18 protein-coding genes are annotated in these 16,232 nt (G+C 61.0%); 13 read left to right on the top strand and 5 right to left on the bottom strand.

Going from position 1 to position 16,232, the window contains the following annotated elements; all coding sequences use genetic code 11:
• The first annotated feature begins 103 nt into the window (after positions 1-103).
• From nrdR to ACYZTU_RS25755, 12 genes are all read left to right on the top strand, one after another.
• Positions 104-568, top strand: coding sequence for a transcriptional regulator NrdR (gene nrdR / locus ACYZTU_RS25810; protein ID WP_461966542.1), 465 nt, complete (start codon positions 104-106; stop codon positions 566-568).
• Positions 565-1,698 (top strand): bifunctional diaminohydroxyphosphoribosylaminopyrimidine deaminase/5-amino-6-(5-phosphoribosylamino)uracil reductase RibD, encoded by a 1,134-nt coding sequence (gene ribD / locus ACYZTU_RS25805; protein WP_449645130.1) that lies wholly within the window; start codon positions 565-567, stop codon positions 1,696-1,698. Before nrdR ends, ribD begins: the two co-directional genes overlap by 4 nt.
• Positions 1,699-1,744: 46 nt before the next feature.
• A complete protein-coding gene (locus ACYZTU_RS25800; protein ID WP_461966540.1) occupies positions 1,745-2,407 on the top strand; it encodes a riboflavin synthase in 663 nt (220 codons plus the stop codon).
• 16 nt (positions 2,408-2,423) lie between these two features.
• Positions 2,424-3,515: a bifunctional 3,4-dihydroxy-2-butanone-4-phosphate synthase/GTP cyclohydrolase II gene (gene ribBA, locus ACYZTU_RS25795; protein WP_461966538.1), complete on the top strand. Its 1,092-nt coding sequence runs from the start codon at positions 2,424-2,426 to the stop codon at positions 3,513-3,515.
• A gap of 91 nt (positions 3,516-3,606) precedes the next feature.
• Positions 3,607-4,083: a 6,7-dimethyl-8-ribityllumazine synthase gene (gene ribH, locus ACYZTU_RS25790; protein ID WP_074871273.1), complete on the top strand. Its 477-nt coding sequence runs from the start codon at positions 3,607-3,609 to the stop codon at positions 4,081-4,083.
• On the top strand, positions 4,080-4,580 hold the full coding sequence (gene nusB / locus ACYZTU_RS25785; protein WP_131062003.1) for a transcription antitermination factor NusB: 501 nt from the start codon (positions 4,080-4,082) through the stop codon (positions 4,578-4,580). The genes ribH and nusB overlap by 4 nt, the downstream gene beginning before the upstream one ends.
• 17 nt (positions 4,581-4,597) lie before the next feature.
• The gene (gene thiL / locus ACYZTU_RS25780; protein WP_461966536.1) at positions 4,598-5,563 is read left to right on the top strand and encodes a thiamine-phosphate kinase; all 966 of its coding nucleotides are present in this window, start codon (positions 4,598-4,600) and stop codon (positions 5,561-5,563) included.
• Positions 5,560-6,063, top strand: coding sequence for a phosphatidylglycerophosphatase A family protein (locus ACYZTU_RS25775; protein WP_003228639.1), 504 nt, complete (start codon positions 5,560-5,562; stop codon positions 6,061-6,063). The genes thiL and ACYZTU_RS25775 overlap by 4 nt, the downstream gene beginning before the upstream one ends.
• A gap of 22 nt (positions 6,064-6,085) precedes the next feature.
• Positions 6,086-6,841, top strand: coding sequence for a substrate-binding periplasmic protein (locus tag ACYZTU_RS25770; protein ID WP_461966534.1), 756 nt, complete (start codon positions 6,086-6,088; stop codon positions 6,839-6,841).
• A gap of 111 nt (positions 6,842-6,952) precedes the next feature.
• Entirely contained in the window at positions 6,953-7,570 is a 618-nt protein-coding gene (ribA, locus tag ACYZTU_RS25765; RefSeq protein ID WP_045057501.1) for a GTP cyclohydrolase II, read from the top strand.
• A complete protein-coding gene (locus ACYZTU_RS25760) occupies positions 7,567-7,986 on the top strand; it encodes an MFS transporter (RefSeq protein WP_461966533.1) in 420 nt (139 codons plus the stop codon). Before ribA ends, ACYZTU_RS25760 begins: the two co-directional genes overlap by 4 nt.
• The gene (locus tag ACYZTU_RS25755) at positions 7,986-8,786 is read left to right on the top strand and encodes a cobalamin-binding protein (protein WP_461966531.1); all 801 of its coding nucleotides are present in this window, start codon (positions 7,986-7,988) and stop codon (positions 8,784-8,786) included. Before ACYZTU_RS25760 ends, ACYZTU_RS25755 begins: the two co-directional genes overlap by 1 nt.
• 39 nt (positions 8,787-8,825) lie before the next feature.
• Here the strand turns inward: ACYZTU_RS25755 and ACYZTU_RS25750 are convergent, their stop codons facing one another.
• The 5 genes from ACYZTU_RS25750 to ACYZTU_RS25730 form a co-directional block, all read right to left on the bottom strand.
• Entirely contained in the window at positions 8,826-10,709 is a 1,884-nt protein-coding gene (locus ACYZTU_RS25750; protein ID WP_461966529.1) for a TonB-dependent receptor domain-containing protein, read from the bottom strand.
• A gap of 51 nt (positions 10,710-10,760) precedes the next feature.
• Complete coding sequence (dxs, locus tag ACYZTU_RS25745; protein ID WP_461966527.1) at positions 10,761-12,659, bottom strand: 1-deoxy-D-xylulose-5-phosphate synthase; 1,899 nt, start codon at positions 12,657-12,659, stop codon at positions 10,761-10,763.
• Positions 12,660-12,751: 92 nt separating this feature from the next.
• Positions 12,752-13,639, bottom strand: coding sequence for a (2E,6E)-farnesyl diphosphate synthase (gene ispA / locus ACYZTU_RS25740; protein WP_461966525.1), 888 nt, complete (start codon positions 13,637-13,639; stop codon positions 12,752-12,754).
• The gene (locus tag ACYZTU_RS25735; RefSeq protein WP_007894317.1) at positions 13,636-13,878 is read right to left on the bottom strand and encodes an exodeoxyribonuclease VII small subunit; all 243 of its coding nucleotides are present in this window, start codon (positions 13,876-13,878) and stop codon (positions 13,636-13,638) included. Before ACYZTU_RS25735 ends, ispA begins: the two co-directional genes overlap by 4 nt.
• A gap of 108 nt (positions 13,879-13,986) precedes the next feature.
• On the bottom strand, positions 13,987-15,129 hold the full coding sequence (locus tag ACYZTU_RS25730; RefSeq protein WP_461966523.1) for a Fic family protein: 1,143 nt from the start codon (positions 15,127-15,129) through the stop codon (positions 13,987-13,989).
• Between the two features lie 277 nt (positions 15,130-15,406).
• Between ACYZTU_RS25730 and ACYZTU_RS25725 the strand changes: the two genes are divergently transcribed.
• Positions 15,407-16,198 carry a YfaP family protein gene (locus ACYZTU_RS25725; protein WP_461966521.1) on the top strand — a complete coding sequence of 264 codons (792 nt, stop codon included), beginning with the start codon at positions 15,407-15,409 and terminating at the stop codon, positions 16,196-16,198.
• Positions 16,199-16,232 lie beyond the last annotated feature (34 nt).

The following is a 16,232-nucleotide window of genomic DNA, read 5'->3' as shown; positions in this document are numbered from 1 at the left end:
ATGGATCTAGCTTTATAACCCGTCTGTATACCGCAAACCCTATGGCTTGTCTTGCCACCGGGATGCGCTACCATGGCCCTCCCTTTTTTTGTTGCCTGCCACCATGCACTGTCCCTTCTGCGGTGCCAACGACACCAAGGTCATCGACTCGCGTCTGGTCGCCGAGGGCGAACAGGTACGCCGCCGGCGTGAATGCCTGGCCTGCGGCGAGCGTTTCACGACGTTCGAGACTGCCGAATTGGTGTTGCCGCGCCTGATCAAAACCGACGGCAGCCGTCAGCCGTTCGACGAAGAAAAACTCCGCGCCGGCATGCAGCGTGCGCTGGAGAAGCGCCCGGTGAGTGTCGAGCGCCTGGAATTGTCGTTGGTGCACATCAAACACAAACTGCGCGCCACCGGTGAGCGAGAGGTTAAATCCCTTGTCGTCGGTGAACTGGTGATGGCCGAGCTGCAAAAGCTCGACGAAGTCGCCTACATTCGCTTTGCTTCGGTGTATCGCCGCTTTCAGGACCTCAATGAGTTCCGCGAAGAGATCGATCGCCTGGCCCGTGAGCCGGTGAAAGAATGACCACCTCCGTAGAACAAGCCATCCTCGACGCCCATTACATGGCTCGCGCCCTGGAACTGGCGCGCAAAGGTCACTACACGACGCACCCTAACCCTCGGGTAGGCTGCGTGATCGTGCGGGACGGGCAGATTGTCGGCGAAGGCTGGCACGTGCGCACCGGCGAACCCCACGCCGAAGTCCACGCCCTGCGCGCCGCCGGCGATAAGGCGCGAGGCGCCACCGCTTACGTGACCCTCGAACCTTGCAGCCACCACGGGCGTACACCGCCCTGCGCCGATGCGCTGGTACATGCGGGTGTGGCTCGGGTAGTCGCGGCGATGCAAGACCCGAACCCGTCGGTTGCCGGTCGTGGCATGCAGCGTCTGGCCCAGGCCGGCATCGCTACCGAAAGCGGTGTGCTGGAAGGCGAAGCGCGCAAGCTCAATGAAGGCTTCCTGAAACGCATGGAACACGGCTTGCCGTTCGTGCGGGTCAAATTGGCCATGAGCCTCGACGGTCGCACGGCGATGGAAAGCGGCGAGAGCCAATGGATCACCGGTCCGGCGGCGCGTTCAGCGGTACAACGCCTGCGTGCTCAGGCCAGCGTAGTGCTGACCGGCGCCGACACGGTGCTGGCGGACAACGCCCGTCTCACCGTGCGTGCCGATGAGCTAGGCCTGGACCCTGAACAAACGGCCCTGGCCATGAGCCGCCTGCCGCTGCGTGTGCTGATCGACGGCCGACTGCGAGTGCCGCTGGACGCGCCGTTCTTCAAGGCCGGCCCGGCGCTGGTCGCCACGTGCATGGCGATCGAAGAGCAATACGCCAATGGCCCGGAGTGCTTGATCGTGGCGGGCGAGGATGGTTTGGTCGACCTGCGCAAACTGCTGGTCGAACTTGCCAATCGTGGGGTCAACGAAGTGTTGGTCGAGGCTGGCCCGCGTCTGGCTGGGGCTTTTGCTCAGCAAGGGCTGGTGGACGAGTTCCAGATTTTCATCGCCGGCAAGTTTCTCGGGTCCTCGGCACGGCCGCTGCTGGACTGGCCGCTGGCGCAAATGAAAGACGCGCCCGAGCTCAAAATCACTGAAATCCGCGCGGTTGGCGATGACTGGCGAGTCATCGCCATTCCTTCGCCAGCGGCGAGCGTATAATTCTGGGCCTGCGCCACGCGACAGCCCTGTTCTCGAGGAGGACTCCATGTTTACCGGCATCATCGAATCCATCGGCAGTATTCGTGCATTGACCCCAAAAGGCGGAGATGTGCGGGTACACGTAGAAACCGGCAAGCTCGACCTGAGCGACGTCAAGCTGGGCGATAGCATCGCGGTGAACGGCGTGTGCCTGACCGCGGTTGAGCTGCCAGGCAACGGCTTTGCGGCGGACGTCAGTCGCGAAACCCTCGACTGCACCGCCATGAATGACCTGAAAAGTGGCAGCCCGGTCAACCTGGAAAAAGCCCTGACCCCGACCACTCGCCTCGGCGGGCATCTGGTCAGCGGGCACGTCGATGGCGTGGGCGAAGTGGTTGCCCGTACTGAAAATGCGCGTGCCGTGGAATTCCGCATCCGTGCACCGAAGGACCTGGCCAAGTACATCGCCCATAAAGGCTCGATCACCGTCGACGGCACCAGCCTGACCGTGAACGCGGTCGATGGCGCCGAGTTCTTGCTGACGATCATTCCGCACACCCTGAGCGAAACCATCATGGCGTCGTACCAGCCAGGTCGCCGGGTGAACCTCGAAGTTGACTTGCTGGCACGTTATCTGGAGCGCCTGTTGTTGGGCGATAAGGCCGCAGAGCCAGCTTCCAGTAACATCACCGAAAGCTTTCTGGCCGCCAACGGCTACCTCAAATCCTGACCCAAGGGGGTGCCTTGTGGCGCTCAATAGCATCGAAGAACTGGTTGAAGACATCCGCCAAGGCAAGATGGTCATCCTCATGGATGACGAAGACCGCGAGAACGAAGGCGACCTGATCATGGCCGCCGAGTGCTGCCAGCCAGAACACATCAATTTCATGGCCAAGCACGCCCGTGGCCTGATCTGCATGCCGATGAGTCGCGAGCGCTGCGAACTGCTGAAGCTGCCATTGATGGCACCGCGCAACGGTTCCGGTTTCGGCACCAAGTTCACCGTGTCCATCGAAGCGGCCACCGGCGTGACCACCGGCATTTCCGCTGCCGACCGTGCGCGCACCGTGCAAGCCGCTGCCGCGAAAGACGCCAAGGCTGAAGACATCGCTAGCCCCGGCCACATCTTCCCGCTGATGGCCCAGGCTGGCGGTACGCTGGCTCGCGCCGGCCACACCGAAGCGGCGTGCGACCTCGCGCGCATGGCCGGTTTCGAGCCAAGCGGCGTGATCTGCGAAGTGATGAACGATGACGGCACCATGTCCCGCCGCACGGAACTGGAAGCTTTCGCGGCCGAACACAACATCAAGATTGGCACCATCGCCGACCTTATTCACTACCGGATGATCCACGAACGTACCGTTCAGCGGATTGCCGAGCAGCCGCTGGACAGCGAACTGGGCCAATTCAACCTGGTGACCTATCGTGATTCCGTGGAAGGCGACGTGCACATGGCCCTGACCCTGGGCACCGTGTGCGCCGACGAGCCGACCCTGGTTCGGGTGCATAACATGGACCCGCTGCGCGACCTGTTGATGGTCAAGCAGCCTGGCCGCTGGAGCCTGCGCGCCGCGATGGCTGCGGTGGCCGAGGCTGGCAGCGGCGTCGTGCTGTTGCTCGGTCACCCGCTCGATGGCGACGTATTGCTGGCACACATCCGTGAAACCGCGGAGCACGTACCGGCGAAAAAACCGACCACCTACAGCATCGTCGGTGCCGGTTCGCAGATCCTCCGGGACCTGGGCGTGCGCAAAATGCGCCTGATGAGTGCGCCAATGAAATTTAATGCGATATCCGGTTTCGATCTGGAAGTTGTAGAATACGTGCCCTCCGAATAATGACCGGTTGTTTCCAGTCCTTGATTCGCGGTTAACACATCACTGAGGGACGCGTAGAAAACGCGTCCCGGCTCTTTAAGAGATCTAACGAATGACCCTGAAGACCATCGAAGGTACCTTCATCGCCCCTAAAGGCCGCTACGCTTTGGTAGTAGGCCGTTTCAACAGCTTCGTCGTTGAAAGCCTGGTCAGCGGTGCAGTTGATGCCCTGGTTCGCCACGGCGTGAGCGAAAGCGACATCACCATCATCCGCGCGCCTGGCGCCTTCGAAATCCCGCTGGTTGCGCAGAAAGTCGCTCAGAAGGGCGAATACGCAGCAATCATCGCCTTGGGCGCGGTCATTCGTGGCGGTACTCCGCACTTCGAATACGTGGCTGGCGAATGCACCAAGGGCCTGTCCCAGGTGTCCATGGAGTTCGGCGTACCGGTCGCTTTCGGCGTGCTGACCGTTGATTCCATCGAGCAAGCCATCGAACGTTCCGGCACCAAGGCCGGCAACAAAGGTGCTGAAGCTGCCCTGTCCGCTCTGGAAATGGTCAGCCTGCTGGCGCAGTTGGAGGCCAAGTGATTAGCGACGAAAGTGATCGTTTCAACCCGCGCGATCCAAAGCCTGCGGATGCCGGCAAGCCATCGAAAAGCGTCAAGCGTCGCGAAGCCCGTCAGCTCGCGACTCAGGCGCTGTATCAATGGCACATGGCCAAAACTTCGCTGAACGAAATCGAAGCGCAGTTCCGGGTCGATAACGATTTCAGCGATGTCGATGCCGCCTACTTCCACGATATCCTGCACGGCGTGCCGGCGCACAAGACCGAGATTGATTCTGCCCTCGGCCCGTGCCTGGATATCACCATCGACGAGCTCGATCCGGTTGAACTGGCGGTTTTGCGCCTGTCCACCTGGGAACTGCTCAAGCGCGTCGACGTTCCATACCGCGTGGTGATCAACGAAGGTATTGAACTGGCCAAGGTCTACGGCTCCACCGACGGCCACAAGTTCGTCAACGGTGTGCTCGACAAGCTGGCCCCGCGTCTGCGTGAAGCTGAAGTGAAGGCGTTCAAGCGCTGAAACGCGCTTGATACCCAATGGGCGAGTTTGAGCTGATCCGCAACTTCTTTGCCGCCGCGCCTTGTGCGCAGGGCGGCGAGGGCGTTGCCCTCGGGATCGGCGATGACTGCGCCTTGCTGGCTGTTCCTCCCGGGGAGCAGTTGGCGATTTCCACCGACACACTCGTGGCCGGTGTGCATTTTGCAGATCCTTGCGACCCGTTTCTGCTCGGTCAGCGCTCGCTGGCTGTGGCCGTCAGCGATCTGGCGGCCATGGGCGCCACCCCCGTTGCTTTTACCCTTGCCCTGACGTTGCCGACGGTGACTGCCGATTGGCTGGATGCTTACGCGCGTGGTTTGAACGTCATGGCACAGAGCTGCGGTGTGGCGCTGGTGGGCGGTGATACCAGCCGTGGGCCGTTGAGCCTGACCATGACCGTGTTCGGTCGTGTGCCGGCGGGCCAGGCGTTGATCCGCAGCGGCGCGCAGCCAGGCGACTTGCTGTGCGTTGGCGGTGACCTGGGCAACGCCGCTGGCGCCTTGCCGTTGGTGCTCGGCCAGCGAACGGCTGAAGCTGCCATCGCCGATCCGCTGCTGGCGCATTACTGGTCGCCGCAGCCGCAGCTTGGGCTGGGAATGGCGCTTCGCGGTAAAGCCACCTCGGCGCTGGACATCTCCGACGGCCTGCTCGCTGACTGCGGGCATATTGCCCTCGCGTCGAAGGTCGGCATTCAGATTGAACGGGACACGCTGCCATTGTCGAAAGCTTTAGTCGCTTTTCTCGGTCAATCGGTTGCAGAAGTAGCGGCCCTGAGCGGCGGTGATGATTACGTACTGGCCTTTACCTTGCCTCCCGTCGAGTTAGCGCAATTGTTGAGCGACGGCTGGCCGATCCATGTGGTCGGGCGTGTTGTGACGGGGCAGGGCGTGGTGCTGCTGGACGCCGTTGGGCAAGACATCACCCCGCAAGCCCGGGGCTATCAACATTTTCGGGAGACACCGTGACAGATCATCCCAAACAGGTCCCGGCGGAATTCGTACCGCCGTCGGTCTGGCGCAATCCGTGGCATTTCCTGGCGTTCGGCTTCGGCTCGGGCACCCTGCCAAAAGCACCGGGCACCTGGGGTTCGTTAGTTGCGCTACCCTTTATCCCGTTGTGGCAGATGTTGCCCGACTGGGGTTACTGGCTGATGCTGGGTATCACCATGCTGTTCGGCTTCTGGCTGTGCGGCAAAGTGGCCGACGATTTGCGAGTGCACGACCACGAAGGCATCGTCTGGGACGAAATGGTCGGGATGTGGATCACCCTGTGGCTGGTGCCGGAAGGTTGGTATTGGTTGCTGGCTGGGTTTTTGATGTTCCGCTTCTTCGACATACTCAAGCCGTGGCCGATCCGCTGGATCGACCGGCATGTGCATGGCGGCGTCGGGATCATGCTCGATGACGTATTGGCCGGGGTGTTTGCGTGGCTGGCGATGCAGGGGCTGGTATGGATTTTCGCCTGAAGGGCGAAACAGGGGACTAAGGATGGCTCGACGCTGGTTGGCTGTGATGGTTTTCACGATGATTTGCTCGCTCGCCCAGGCGGGTGACGGGGCGACGACGCCGTCGGTGATTCATCTGGCCAGCGAAGACTGGGAAGACTACACCGCCGCCGATGGCCGCGGTCTGGGTTGGGACGTGTTGCGGGAAGTCTTCGAGCCAGCGGGGGTCAAACTGGATATCCGCAGCGAACCCTACATCCGCTCCATGGGCCTGGCCCAGCGCGGCGAAGTCGACGCCTGTGTCGGCTCCTATCATGATGAGTCCAGCGATCTGCTCTATCCGCGCTGGAATTTCGATACCGATCACATCTATGCCCTAGGGCTGGCCAGCAAACCCGCACCGACCCCGCAAACCCTGGGCAACTATCGACTGGCCTGGGTCCGCGGCTATGACTATCAGGATTACCTGCCCAACATCCGCCGCTATAACGAAATCATGCGGCGTACCGGGATTTTGTCGATGCTGACCCACAATCGCGCCGACTTTTACATCGACGCGTTGACCGAGGTCGACTATGTCATCAAGCGGGCCAAGGATCCGTCGCAGTTCCGTCGCACCCACATCGCGGAATTGCCGCTGTATCTGTGCTTTGCCAAGACGCCCAAGGCCCGAACATTGATGGCGTTGTTCGACCAGCGCATGGAGCACCTGGTGAAAAACGGCCAGCTGAAACCGATCTTCGAGCGCTGGAAACAACCCTATCCGTTCGACGACAGCGGTGAGCCCGCAGGCCAGTGATCTAACTTTTTGATTGTTATGCCCCATAATTCAGCCTAAGCGTCTGTAGGAACGTGCTGTTACAATGCCGCGTCTGCGAATCTCCAGTACTTATTGATCAGGAGCACACCGGTGCCTGTCGTTTTTGTCGCCGCTTCCAAGCTGCCAACGCCTTTTGCGCAATTCACCATGCACGGCTTTCTCGATGAAGAAAACGGGCGCGAGCACGTTGTGCTGAGCCTGGGTGAGTTCGACGACGGTGCCCCGGTACTCGGCCGGTTGCACTCCGAATGCCTGACCGGCGATGCCTTGTTCAGCCAGCGCTGCGACTGCGGTTCGCAACTCGAGGCCGCGTTGCAGGCCATCGCCCGTGAGGGCCGTGGCGTGTTGCTCTACTTGCGTCAGGAAGGCCGGGGCATTGGTTTGCTGAACAAGATCCGCGCCTATGAATTGCAGGATGGCGGTGCCGATACCGTTGAAGCCAACGAGCGTCTGGGCTTTGCCGCCGACCAGCGCGACTACGCCATGTGCCTGCCGATGCTGGAGCACTTGGGCGTGAAGTCCCTGCGTTTGATGACCAACAACCCACGCAAGGTCAAAGCGTTGACCGACATGGGCATCGTGGTCGCCGAGCGCGTGCCGCTGCACACCGGCCACAACCCGCACAACAAACTCTACCTGGCCACCAAGGCCAGCAAGCTCGACCACATGATGGGCAACGAGCATCAGGGTGAGGCTGACCGCGCGTGACCCGAGGTCAGGTGCGGCGGCGACTGTCCGTCAACTGGTGGCAATACCTGGCGTTGGCCTTATTGCCGCTGTTCGTGATCAACGGCGTGTTTGGCCAGAGCGAGGCGATCCTGCCGGTGCTGGCAATGCCGTTGTTCATCGCGGGTGTGGCTTCGATGTTTGTCAGCCTGAAATTCTTTGGCGGCTACAAGCACGCGTTGATCGCCACTCAAAAAGCCCTCGACACCCCTGAAGAACCTGCTACCTGGATCGCCCTGGCGGCCAAGCGTCGCACAGCGTTCCTGGCTGCCGGCCTGCCGGCCTGGATCGGCGCGCTGGCGGTATTCGTCGGCCTCGAAGCGGTGCCGTTGATGTTGTTGGCGCTGTCGACCCTGGTGCTGTTCTACCTTTACCGTATTCCGCGTCAACTCGGCTGATGCGACCGATCTGGCTAGCGGTTTTGCTGCTGGCCATCAGTGGCCCGGCGGCTGCAGTCGAGCGCGTTGTCAGCCTCGCGCCGTCCCTCTCTGAAATCGTCGTTGAACTGGATTCAGCCGACCTGTTGGTGGGTGTGCTGGATGCGGGAGAGCGTCCTGCCGAACTCAAAGACCTTCCTTCCGTTGGCCGGTACGGCCAACTGGACATGGAACAGCTGCTCAGTCTCAAACCCGATCTGTTGTTGCTCTGGCCCGGCAGCGTTGGCCCGGCCCAGCGTGAGCAGCTCAAGCGGTTGAACATCCCGACCTACGTTGCCGAACCCCACAACCTCGAACAACTCACGTCGCAGATTGAGGTAATTGCCTCACAGCTCGGCCGTCCGGAGCGTGGCGTTTCATTGGCTGAAAAGTTGCGTCAACGACTGGATTCGCTGCGCCAGCGTTATCGTCGGGATGAGCCATTGCGGGTGTTTTATCAGGTCTGGGATCGACCGCTGTACACCGTTGGCGGCAGGCAGATCATCAGCGATGCGCTTGAAGTGTGCGGGGCGCGCAATGTGTTTGCCGACCTGACACTGCCGGCGCCGCAGGTCAGTATTGAGGCGGTATTGCAGCGTAATCCAGAAGTGATTCTGGCCAGCGATCAGGCGCAACTCGATGCGTGGAAAACTTGGCCGCAAGTGGCGGCAGTGGCGCAGGGGCAATTGCTGTTGGTGACGGATAAAGGCCTGGAGCGGCCGAGTGGGCAGATGATCGAAGCGACGGCCAAGTTGTGCCAGCTGATCGCACCCGATCGCTGAGACCGCGATGGGGCCAGCCCAAACGCCGCTAATCTCAGGTCAGAGCTTCGGCGTCCAGGTCACCCCAAACATCCACGCCCGACCTTCCTCACGATACCCATACTGACTGCCATCATGGCTGTACAGCGCTCGGCTATAACCCTTGTCCAGCACGTTATCGACCTTAAGCTCAAGCTTGATCTCACGATTCAACGCCCAGCTGCTGCGCAACCCCAGCAGCGCATGCCCGCCCAACGGCTGCTGATTGTTTTCATCGTCATAACTGCTGCTCACGGCCTGCCAACTGGCGCCAAGTCCCAGGCGATCGAACTGCCGATCCAGATCCAGGCTCAAGGTCCGCCGTGCACGGCGAGCCAGGGTGTGACCGCTGTCGCGATCCCGCGGGTCGATGACCGCCACGCCGAGGTTGCTCTGCCAGCCGAACAGTTCCTGTTTCAAAGCCGCTTCGAACCCGTTGATCCGTGCCGAAGCCACGTTCTGCGGCCGTGAGTTGCTGCCGAAAATAATCGCGTCTTCCAGGTCCGTACGGTAAAGCGAAGCTTCCAGGCGAGCGGTGTCGGTCAGCTGACTGCGCCATTGCAGCTCGTAGCTTTTCGAGGTCTCGGGTTTCAGATCCGGATTACTGAAATCGGGGTAATACAGATCATTGAACGTCGGCGCGCGGAAACCTTCGCTGTAGGTCAGCAGCACATCGTTGTCCGGATTCAGCGGCAGGGTGAAGGTGCCGCTCCAGCTGTTCTGGCCGCCGAACTGCTGGTTCTGATCGCGCCGCAGACCCAGTTCGGTGGAGAAGCTATCCGACTGGTAGTGATGCTGAATGAACGCCGCACGGTTCCAGCGGCTGTCTTCGTCGAATGGCGTGCTGCTGTTGATTCGGTCCTCATACCAGTCGCCGCCGAGGATCAGGCTGTTGCGCTCGTCGAGGGTCAGGTCGTTCTGCCAGTTCACCGAGTCGCGGTACGTGTTGAACACGCTGCGTTCGTCACTGAGCTTGTCTGAAGTTTTCTCGCGGTTTTCGCTGTGGCCGAACTCGACGCGGGTTTTCCACAGGTCGTTGATACGCGCATCGACGTAACTGCTGATGCTGCTGACCGCGAAGTCGCTGTAGGGCTGCTGCTGGACTGACTCGAACGTGTCCATGTCGAAGCGGCCGAACGGATTGTCGAACTCACTTTTGCCACGGTTATCCAGCAGGTTGGCGCCGATTTCGATGTCATCGGTGAGGGCGTGACTCAGGCTCAAGCTCACCGATTTGTTGCGGTAGTCGTCATGATCGCCGTCGCTGGGATACGACTCGCGAGTGCGATTGATTCCGGCGGTTTCATCGAGGCTGGCGCCTAGATTGAATCGGGTCTGATCGTCACCGCCGGACAACCCGAGGCTGCGTTCCCAGGTCTGATTGCTGCCGAAACCTGCGTGCATTCGCGGTTGCAAACCGGGTTCGCCGCCACGGCGGGTGAAGATCTGAATCACCCCACCTATCGCGTCGCTGCCATAAATCACCGAGCGTGAGCCGCGCAGCACTTCCACGCGCTCAACCTGTTCGATGTTGATGTGCTGCAGGTTGCTGTCACCGGAGGTGGAATTGCCGATGCGCTGGCCGTCGACCAGCACCAGGCTCTGGGCCGACTTGGTACCGCGAATGTAAATCCCCGGCAGACTGCCGCGCCCGCCGGTTTGCCCGACTTGCACCCCCGGCACACGACGCAGCAAGTCAGTGACGCTGCTCGGTTGCAGGCGGTCGATGTCTTCGCGGGTGAACACGGTGTTGGCGGCGCTGCTCTCATTGCGCGCTTCGACCTGGCGGTTGGCGCTGATCAACACGTCGGGAAGCTTCAGGGCCTGATCGCGTTCGAAGGTGTCGGCCAGGAGCGGGCCAGACGGCAGAAGGGTCAGCGTCAGGGCTAGGGGGGAGAGTTTCATCGGTAATCCGTGGCGGGGTGATGCACGGCGCACGGGCGTGCGCCGTTTTCTTCAGGTATTGAGCAGTTGCAGGCGCTGACGAATCGAAGCTTCGATCCCAGCCTCATCCAGCCCACACTCAGCCAGCATTTGCGCAGGCTTGGCGTGCTCGACATAACTGTCCGGCAAGCCCAGGTGCAGCATCGACTTGAGGATGTTTTCGCGGGCGAGAAACTCGCTGACGGCGCCACCGGCACCGCCCATGATCGCGTTCTCTTCGATCGTCACCAGCAGCTCATGGCTACCGGCGATTTCGCGAACCAGTGCTTCATCGAGCGGTTTGACGAAACGCATGTCGATCACGGTTGCATCCAGCGTCTCGGCGACTTTCAGCGCCTCGGCCAGTTGCACGCCAAACACCAGCAGGGCGACTTTGCTGCCCTGGCGACGAACCACGCCTTTGCCGATTTCGATCGGTTCGAGGTTTTTTTCGATGGTCGCATTCGGACCATTGCCGCGCGGATAGCGCACGGCCGCCGGGCCGTTGAACAGGTGGCCGGTGGTGAGCATTTTGCGCAATTCGTTTTCGTCACTCGGGGTCATCACCAGCATGCCGGGGATGCAGCGCAGGAACGACAGGTCGAAGCTGCCCGCGTGCGTCGGGCCGTCTTCGCCCACCAGACCTGCGCGGTCGATGGCGAACAGCACGTCGAGGTTTTGCACCGCCACATCATGCACAAGCTGGTCGTAGCCACGTTGCAGGAACGTCGAGTAGATCGCCACCACCGGTTTCGCGCCTTCGCACGCCATGCCGGCGGCGAAGGTCACGGCGTGTTGCTCGGCAATCGCCACGTCGAAGTAGCGCAGCGGGAAGCGCTCGCTGAAAGCCACCAGATCGGAGCCTTCTTTCATCGCTGGAGTGATCCCGACAAGACGCGGATCGGACGCGGCCATGTCACACAGCCATTCGCCGAACACGCCGGAATACTTTGGCCCGCCGGCCTTTTTCGGCGCAGCGGCCGGCGCGTCCAGGGGTTCGAGCTTGGTGATGGCGTGGTAACCGATCGGGTCGAGTTCCGCCGGAGCGAAGCCTTTGCCTTTCTTGGTGACAACGTGCAGGAACTGCGGGCCTTTCAAATCGCGCATGTTTCGCAGCGTGGCGATCAAGGTCGGCAGGTCGTGGCCATCGATCGGGCCGATGTAGTTCCAGCCCAGCTCTTCGAACAGCGTGCCAGGAACCAGCATGCCTTTTGCATATTCTTCGGTGCGACGGGCGATTTCCCAGGCGCCGGGCAGGCGCGACAGGACCTTTTTGCTGCCTTCACGCATGCTCGCGTAAGTGCGGCTGGAAAGGATTTTCGCCAGATAATTCGACAGCCCGCCAACGTTGCGCGAGATCGACATGTCGTTGTCGTTGAGGATCACCAGCATGTTGGCGTTCACTTCCGGCGCATGGTTCAGCGCCTCGAAGGCCATGCCGGCGGTCAAAGCACCGTCACCGATCACGGCGATCGCCTTGCGATCACTGTTCTGCAGGCGCGCGGCAATGGCCATGCCCAGCGCTGCGCTGATCGAGGTGCTGGAGTGGCCGACACCAAAGGTGTCGTACTCGCTCTCGGAACGACGCGGGAACGCCGCGACACCGTCCTTCTGGCGCAGGGTGCCCATGCGCTCGCGACGGCCGGTGAGGATTTTGTGCGGATAGGCCTGATGACCCACGTCCCACACCAGCCGGTCGTCCGGGGTGTCGAAGACGTAATGCAACGCGATGGTCAGCTCGATGACGCCCAGGCCGGCACCGAAATGCCCGCCGGTCTGACCGACCGTGTAGAGCAATTCCAGGCGCAACTCATCGGCCAGGGTTTCCAGCTCGGCTTCGCCTAACCGGCGCAGGCCGTCCGGCGTGTTGGCACGGTCGAGCAGGGGCGTGGTCGGGCGCTTGCGGGGAATCTCATGAAACGTCGTGGGCATCAGGCGAATCGTTATAGGTATAAAAGATGCGGCAGTTTACCTGATGCATCGCCCCCTGCCCACGCGTTGGTTTTAACTTGGCGTATACGCCGTCAGCTGCGCCGGTCGACGATATAACGGGCCAGATGGCGCAAAGGCTCGGCTGCCGCGTCAAACGGTCGCAGCGCGTGCAGGGCCTGATCGCGCAGTTCCAGGGCGTAAGCCTTGGCGGCGTCGAGGCCGAGCAGGGCCGGGTAGGTCGGCTTGTCGCGTGCGATGTCGGCGCCCTGGCGTTTGCCGAGGGTTGCGGTATCGCTTTCGACGTCGAGAATGTCGTCCTGGACCTGGAATGCCAGACCGATGGCCTGAGCATAAGTCTGCAAAGACTTCAGTTCGTCTTTCTCGGCACGGCCACTGGCCAGAGCGCCAAGCTTGACGCTGACCTCGATGAGCGCGCCGGTCTTGTGCCGATGCATGTATTCGAGGGCTTTTTGATCGAGTTTCAGACCGACTGAACCGAGGTCAATGGCTTGACCGCCAACCATACCGGCCGGGCCTGCCGCTAACGCCAGCGCGCTGACCATCTGCAAGCGAGTTTGCGCGTCCGAGGTGCTCAGGCACGGATCGAGCAGGGCGCTGAAGGCCAGGCTCTGCAAACCGTCACCGGCCAAAATCGCGCAAGCTTCATCGAATTTCTTGTGGGTGGTCGGCTGGCCGCGACGCAGATCGTCGTCGTCCATGGCCGGCAAATCGTCATGCACCAGGGAATAAGCGTGAATCAGCTCTACCGCGCAAGCAGCCCCGTTGGCTTGCTCAGCCTTACCGCCCAGCGCTTCGCAGGCGGCGTAGGCCAGCAGCGGGCGGACACGTTTGCCGCCATTCATCACGCTGTAGCGCATGGCTTCGTACAGACGTGCCAGCTCAGGGCTCGGCGCGTTGAACAAGGTTTCCAGTGCAGCGTTGACGCGGGCCTGGCTGGTCGCCGAATACGCTGCAATCATTCTGGCTGATCCGCGTCGAAGGGTTCCTCGGCCAGCTCACCGTCACGCTCGAGCAGCACTTGAACCTTTTGCTCGGCCTGGGCCAGCGCTGCCTGGCAATCGCGTGTCAGACCGATGCCTTGCTCGAAAGCCGTCAGCGAATCTTCCAGCGATAATTCGCCGTTCTCCAGACGCTCTACCAGCGTTTGCAGGTCAGCGAGCGATTGTTCGAAATCCAGTGCAGCTTTTTTGCGGGCCATGGCGGCTATTTCCGGTTGACGTTAAACCGGCGCGACACTAGCAGACATGGGGGTTATGGGCAAATGAGCGGGGCGTTTTGGCCAGTGGGTTTCGGGAGCCCCCGTCCCTTATGTTGATGTGTCGGGATAACTGACCTGGTATCGAGTATTGCGCCCACCCCCGGGCAATCGCCTCAGATAGCCCTTTTCCAACAGTTCAGCCAGATGACGAGTCGCAGTCGCTTTGGACACTTTGGCCACTGCCTGATACTGCGCCGCACTGATGCCCCCTTCGAAACCGCGTTCCCCGCCATCGAGCAAGCGATTCAGCACTTTGGTCTGTTCCGCTGTTAACGAGGACTCCCGTTGCGCCTGCCAGAAACGCGCTTTGCCCAGAACCGCTTCGATCCGCGCCATGGCCTGCTGCAAGCTGCGTAACAGGGTTTTCAGGAACCACTCCAGCCACTCGGTAATATCCGCCGTCGCCTTCTGGCTGGATTCCAGCACCCGATAGTAGCCGGCGCGGTCCTCGAGAATGCTCGCTGACATCGCGTAGAAACGAATGGCTTGGGCCTCACCCTGTGCCAGTGCCAGATCGGTGAGGGTGCGCGTCAGGCGACCGTTGCCGTCGTCGAAGGGGTGCAGGGTGACGAACCAGAAATGCGCAATACCGGCCCGCAGCAATGGATCGAGCCCTGCCTGGCGATGGCTGGTTTCAAACCAGGCGAGGAACGTATCGAGTTGTCGCTCAAGGCCAAGACGGGGTGGTGCTTCAAAATGAACGGTTGGCCTGTCGAGCCGCCCTGAAACCACCTGCATCGGTTCATCGCGGCGCAATGCGCCGACATGGATCAAGCGGGCGGCAAAGTCCGGGTCCTGGCCCGGAAACAGCCATTTATGCCATTCCAGCAATCGCTCTAGCGTCAGTGGTTGGGCAAAGTACTGAGTGGCGTCGAGCATCAATTGCGCCAGCCCTTCGCTACGTTGGCTGACGTGATCGCCATCGACCGCTTCCAACCCCAAACGCCGCGCCAGCGATGAGCGAACCGAACCGACGTTCAGCTGTTCACCTTCAATAGCCGAAGACGTCACGATGTTCTGCAATAACGCATCCAGTTCGTTTTGCGCGCTGAGTGAGTTACTCACTGAACTGGCCATGCCCATCAACTGACCTTGCGCCTGCACACACTCGCGCAATAGCGGGGTCAAACGCTCGGCCTGCCAGTTGAAATTCGGCCAGTCAGGCTGTTGCCAGATCCAGTGAGGTTCCATGAATTCGGGTGCTCTAGGGTCAATGAGCCGAATAATAGTCCTATTCGGCTCATTCTGTGAGCCGAATAACCGCTTTATTCGGCTCACGCCCAATAACCACCTTGATTCCCGCCGCAAATATAGAGGTATCCGATTGTTAAAAAACCGCCGAATGGCTAATCTTCGCGCCTTCTACGACCCGATAGTCATGGGTCTTCCTGACGAAACGCAGTGTTTGGATCTATAACGCGCCGAGGATCGGGCGCCAGGTTTCGTTATGCATGGCAGGAGGCGTTACATGCGTTGTGTTCTTACGTTGCTGATCACGCTCGTCTGCGCGACCGCTGCCTGTGCCGAGCCTTCGGCCGAGCTGTCGGAGCCGGTGGGCGGCTGGCGTTATTCCGGCCTGCTGGACCGCAGTGAAAGTCCTCAAGTCGCCTATCCCACGCCACCCATTGATCGAGGTGTACAGCGCAATCGCACAATGATCCAGGGCCAGCTCAAGGCCATCGGCACTCAGCGTGGCCCGCACAGCCTGGCGGTTAACGGCAATCCTCTTAATCTGTACACCGACGACCAAGGGCGTTTCGCCCGGCCGTATGCGTTCGGCGCCGGTTCCAACAGCGTCGAAGTTCGCAGCGCTGAGGGCAAATCGCTCAAGCGCGTCCAATTTTATGAAGCCAACAACCTGCGCACCCCGGCGCGGATTCGCGTGGTGTTGGGTTGGGACGACCCGAAAGCCGAACTCGATCTGCACATCATCACGCCCGACGGCCAGCATGCATTCTGGGCTCGCCCGGCGATGAACAACGGCGGCGGCCTGGACCCGGACGGTGTCGATGGCCCCGGCCCGGAAATGTTCGCCATGACCGCGCCGATGCATGGCACGTATCTGGTTTATGTGAACTATTGGGGCAACTTCGGCAGTGGCGGCTATAACTTCGATGAGACCAGCAACCAGAACGAGGTGATCACCTCGCAGATCAACCTGGTGCTCAACGAAAACACCGTCGACGAAAAACGCGAGACCTTCATCGTGCCCCTGCGCGCGATCGGTGACCTGCTGCTGGTCAAGACTTTCAACTATTGAACATCCCTGCACCACGGATGAATTGCTGAGCTTT

The organism is Pseudomonas sp. HLT2-19-2, from assembly GCF_054898005.1.
Note: the sequence above shows the minus strand (reverse complement) of the source record. Positions and strands in the feature narration are given on the sequence as shown.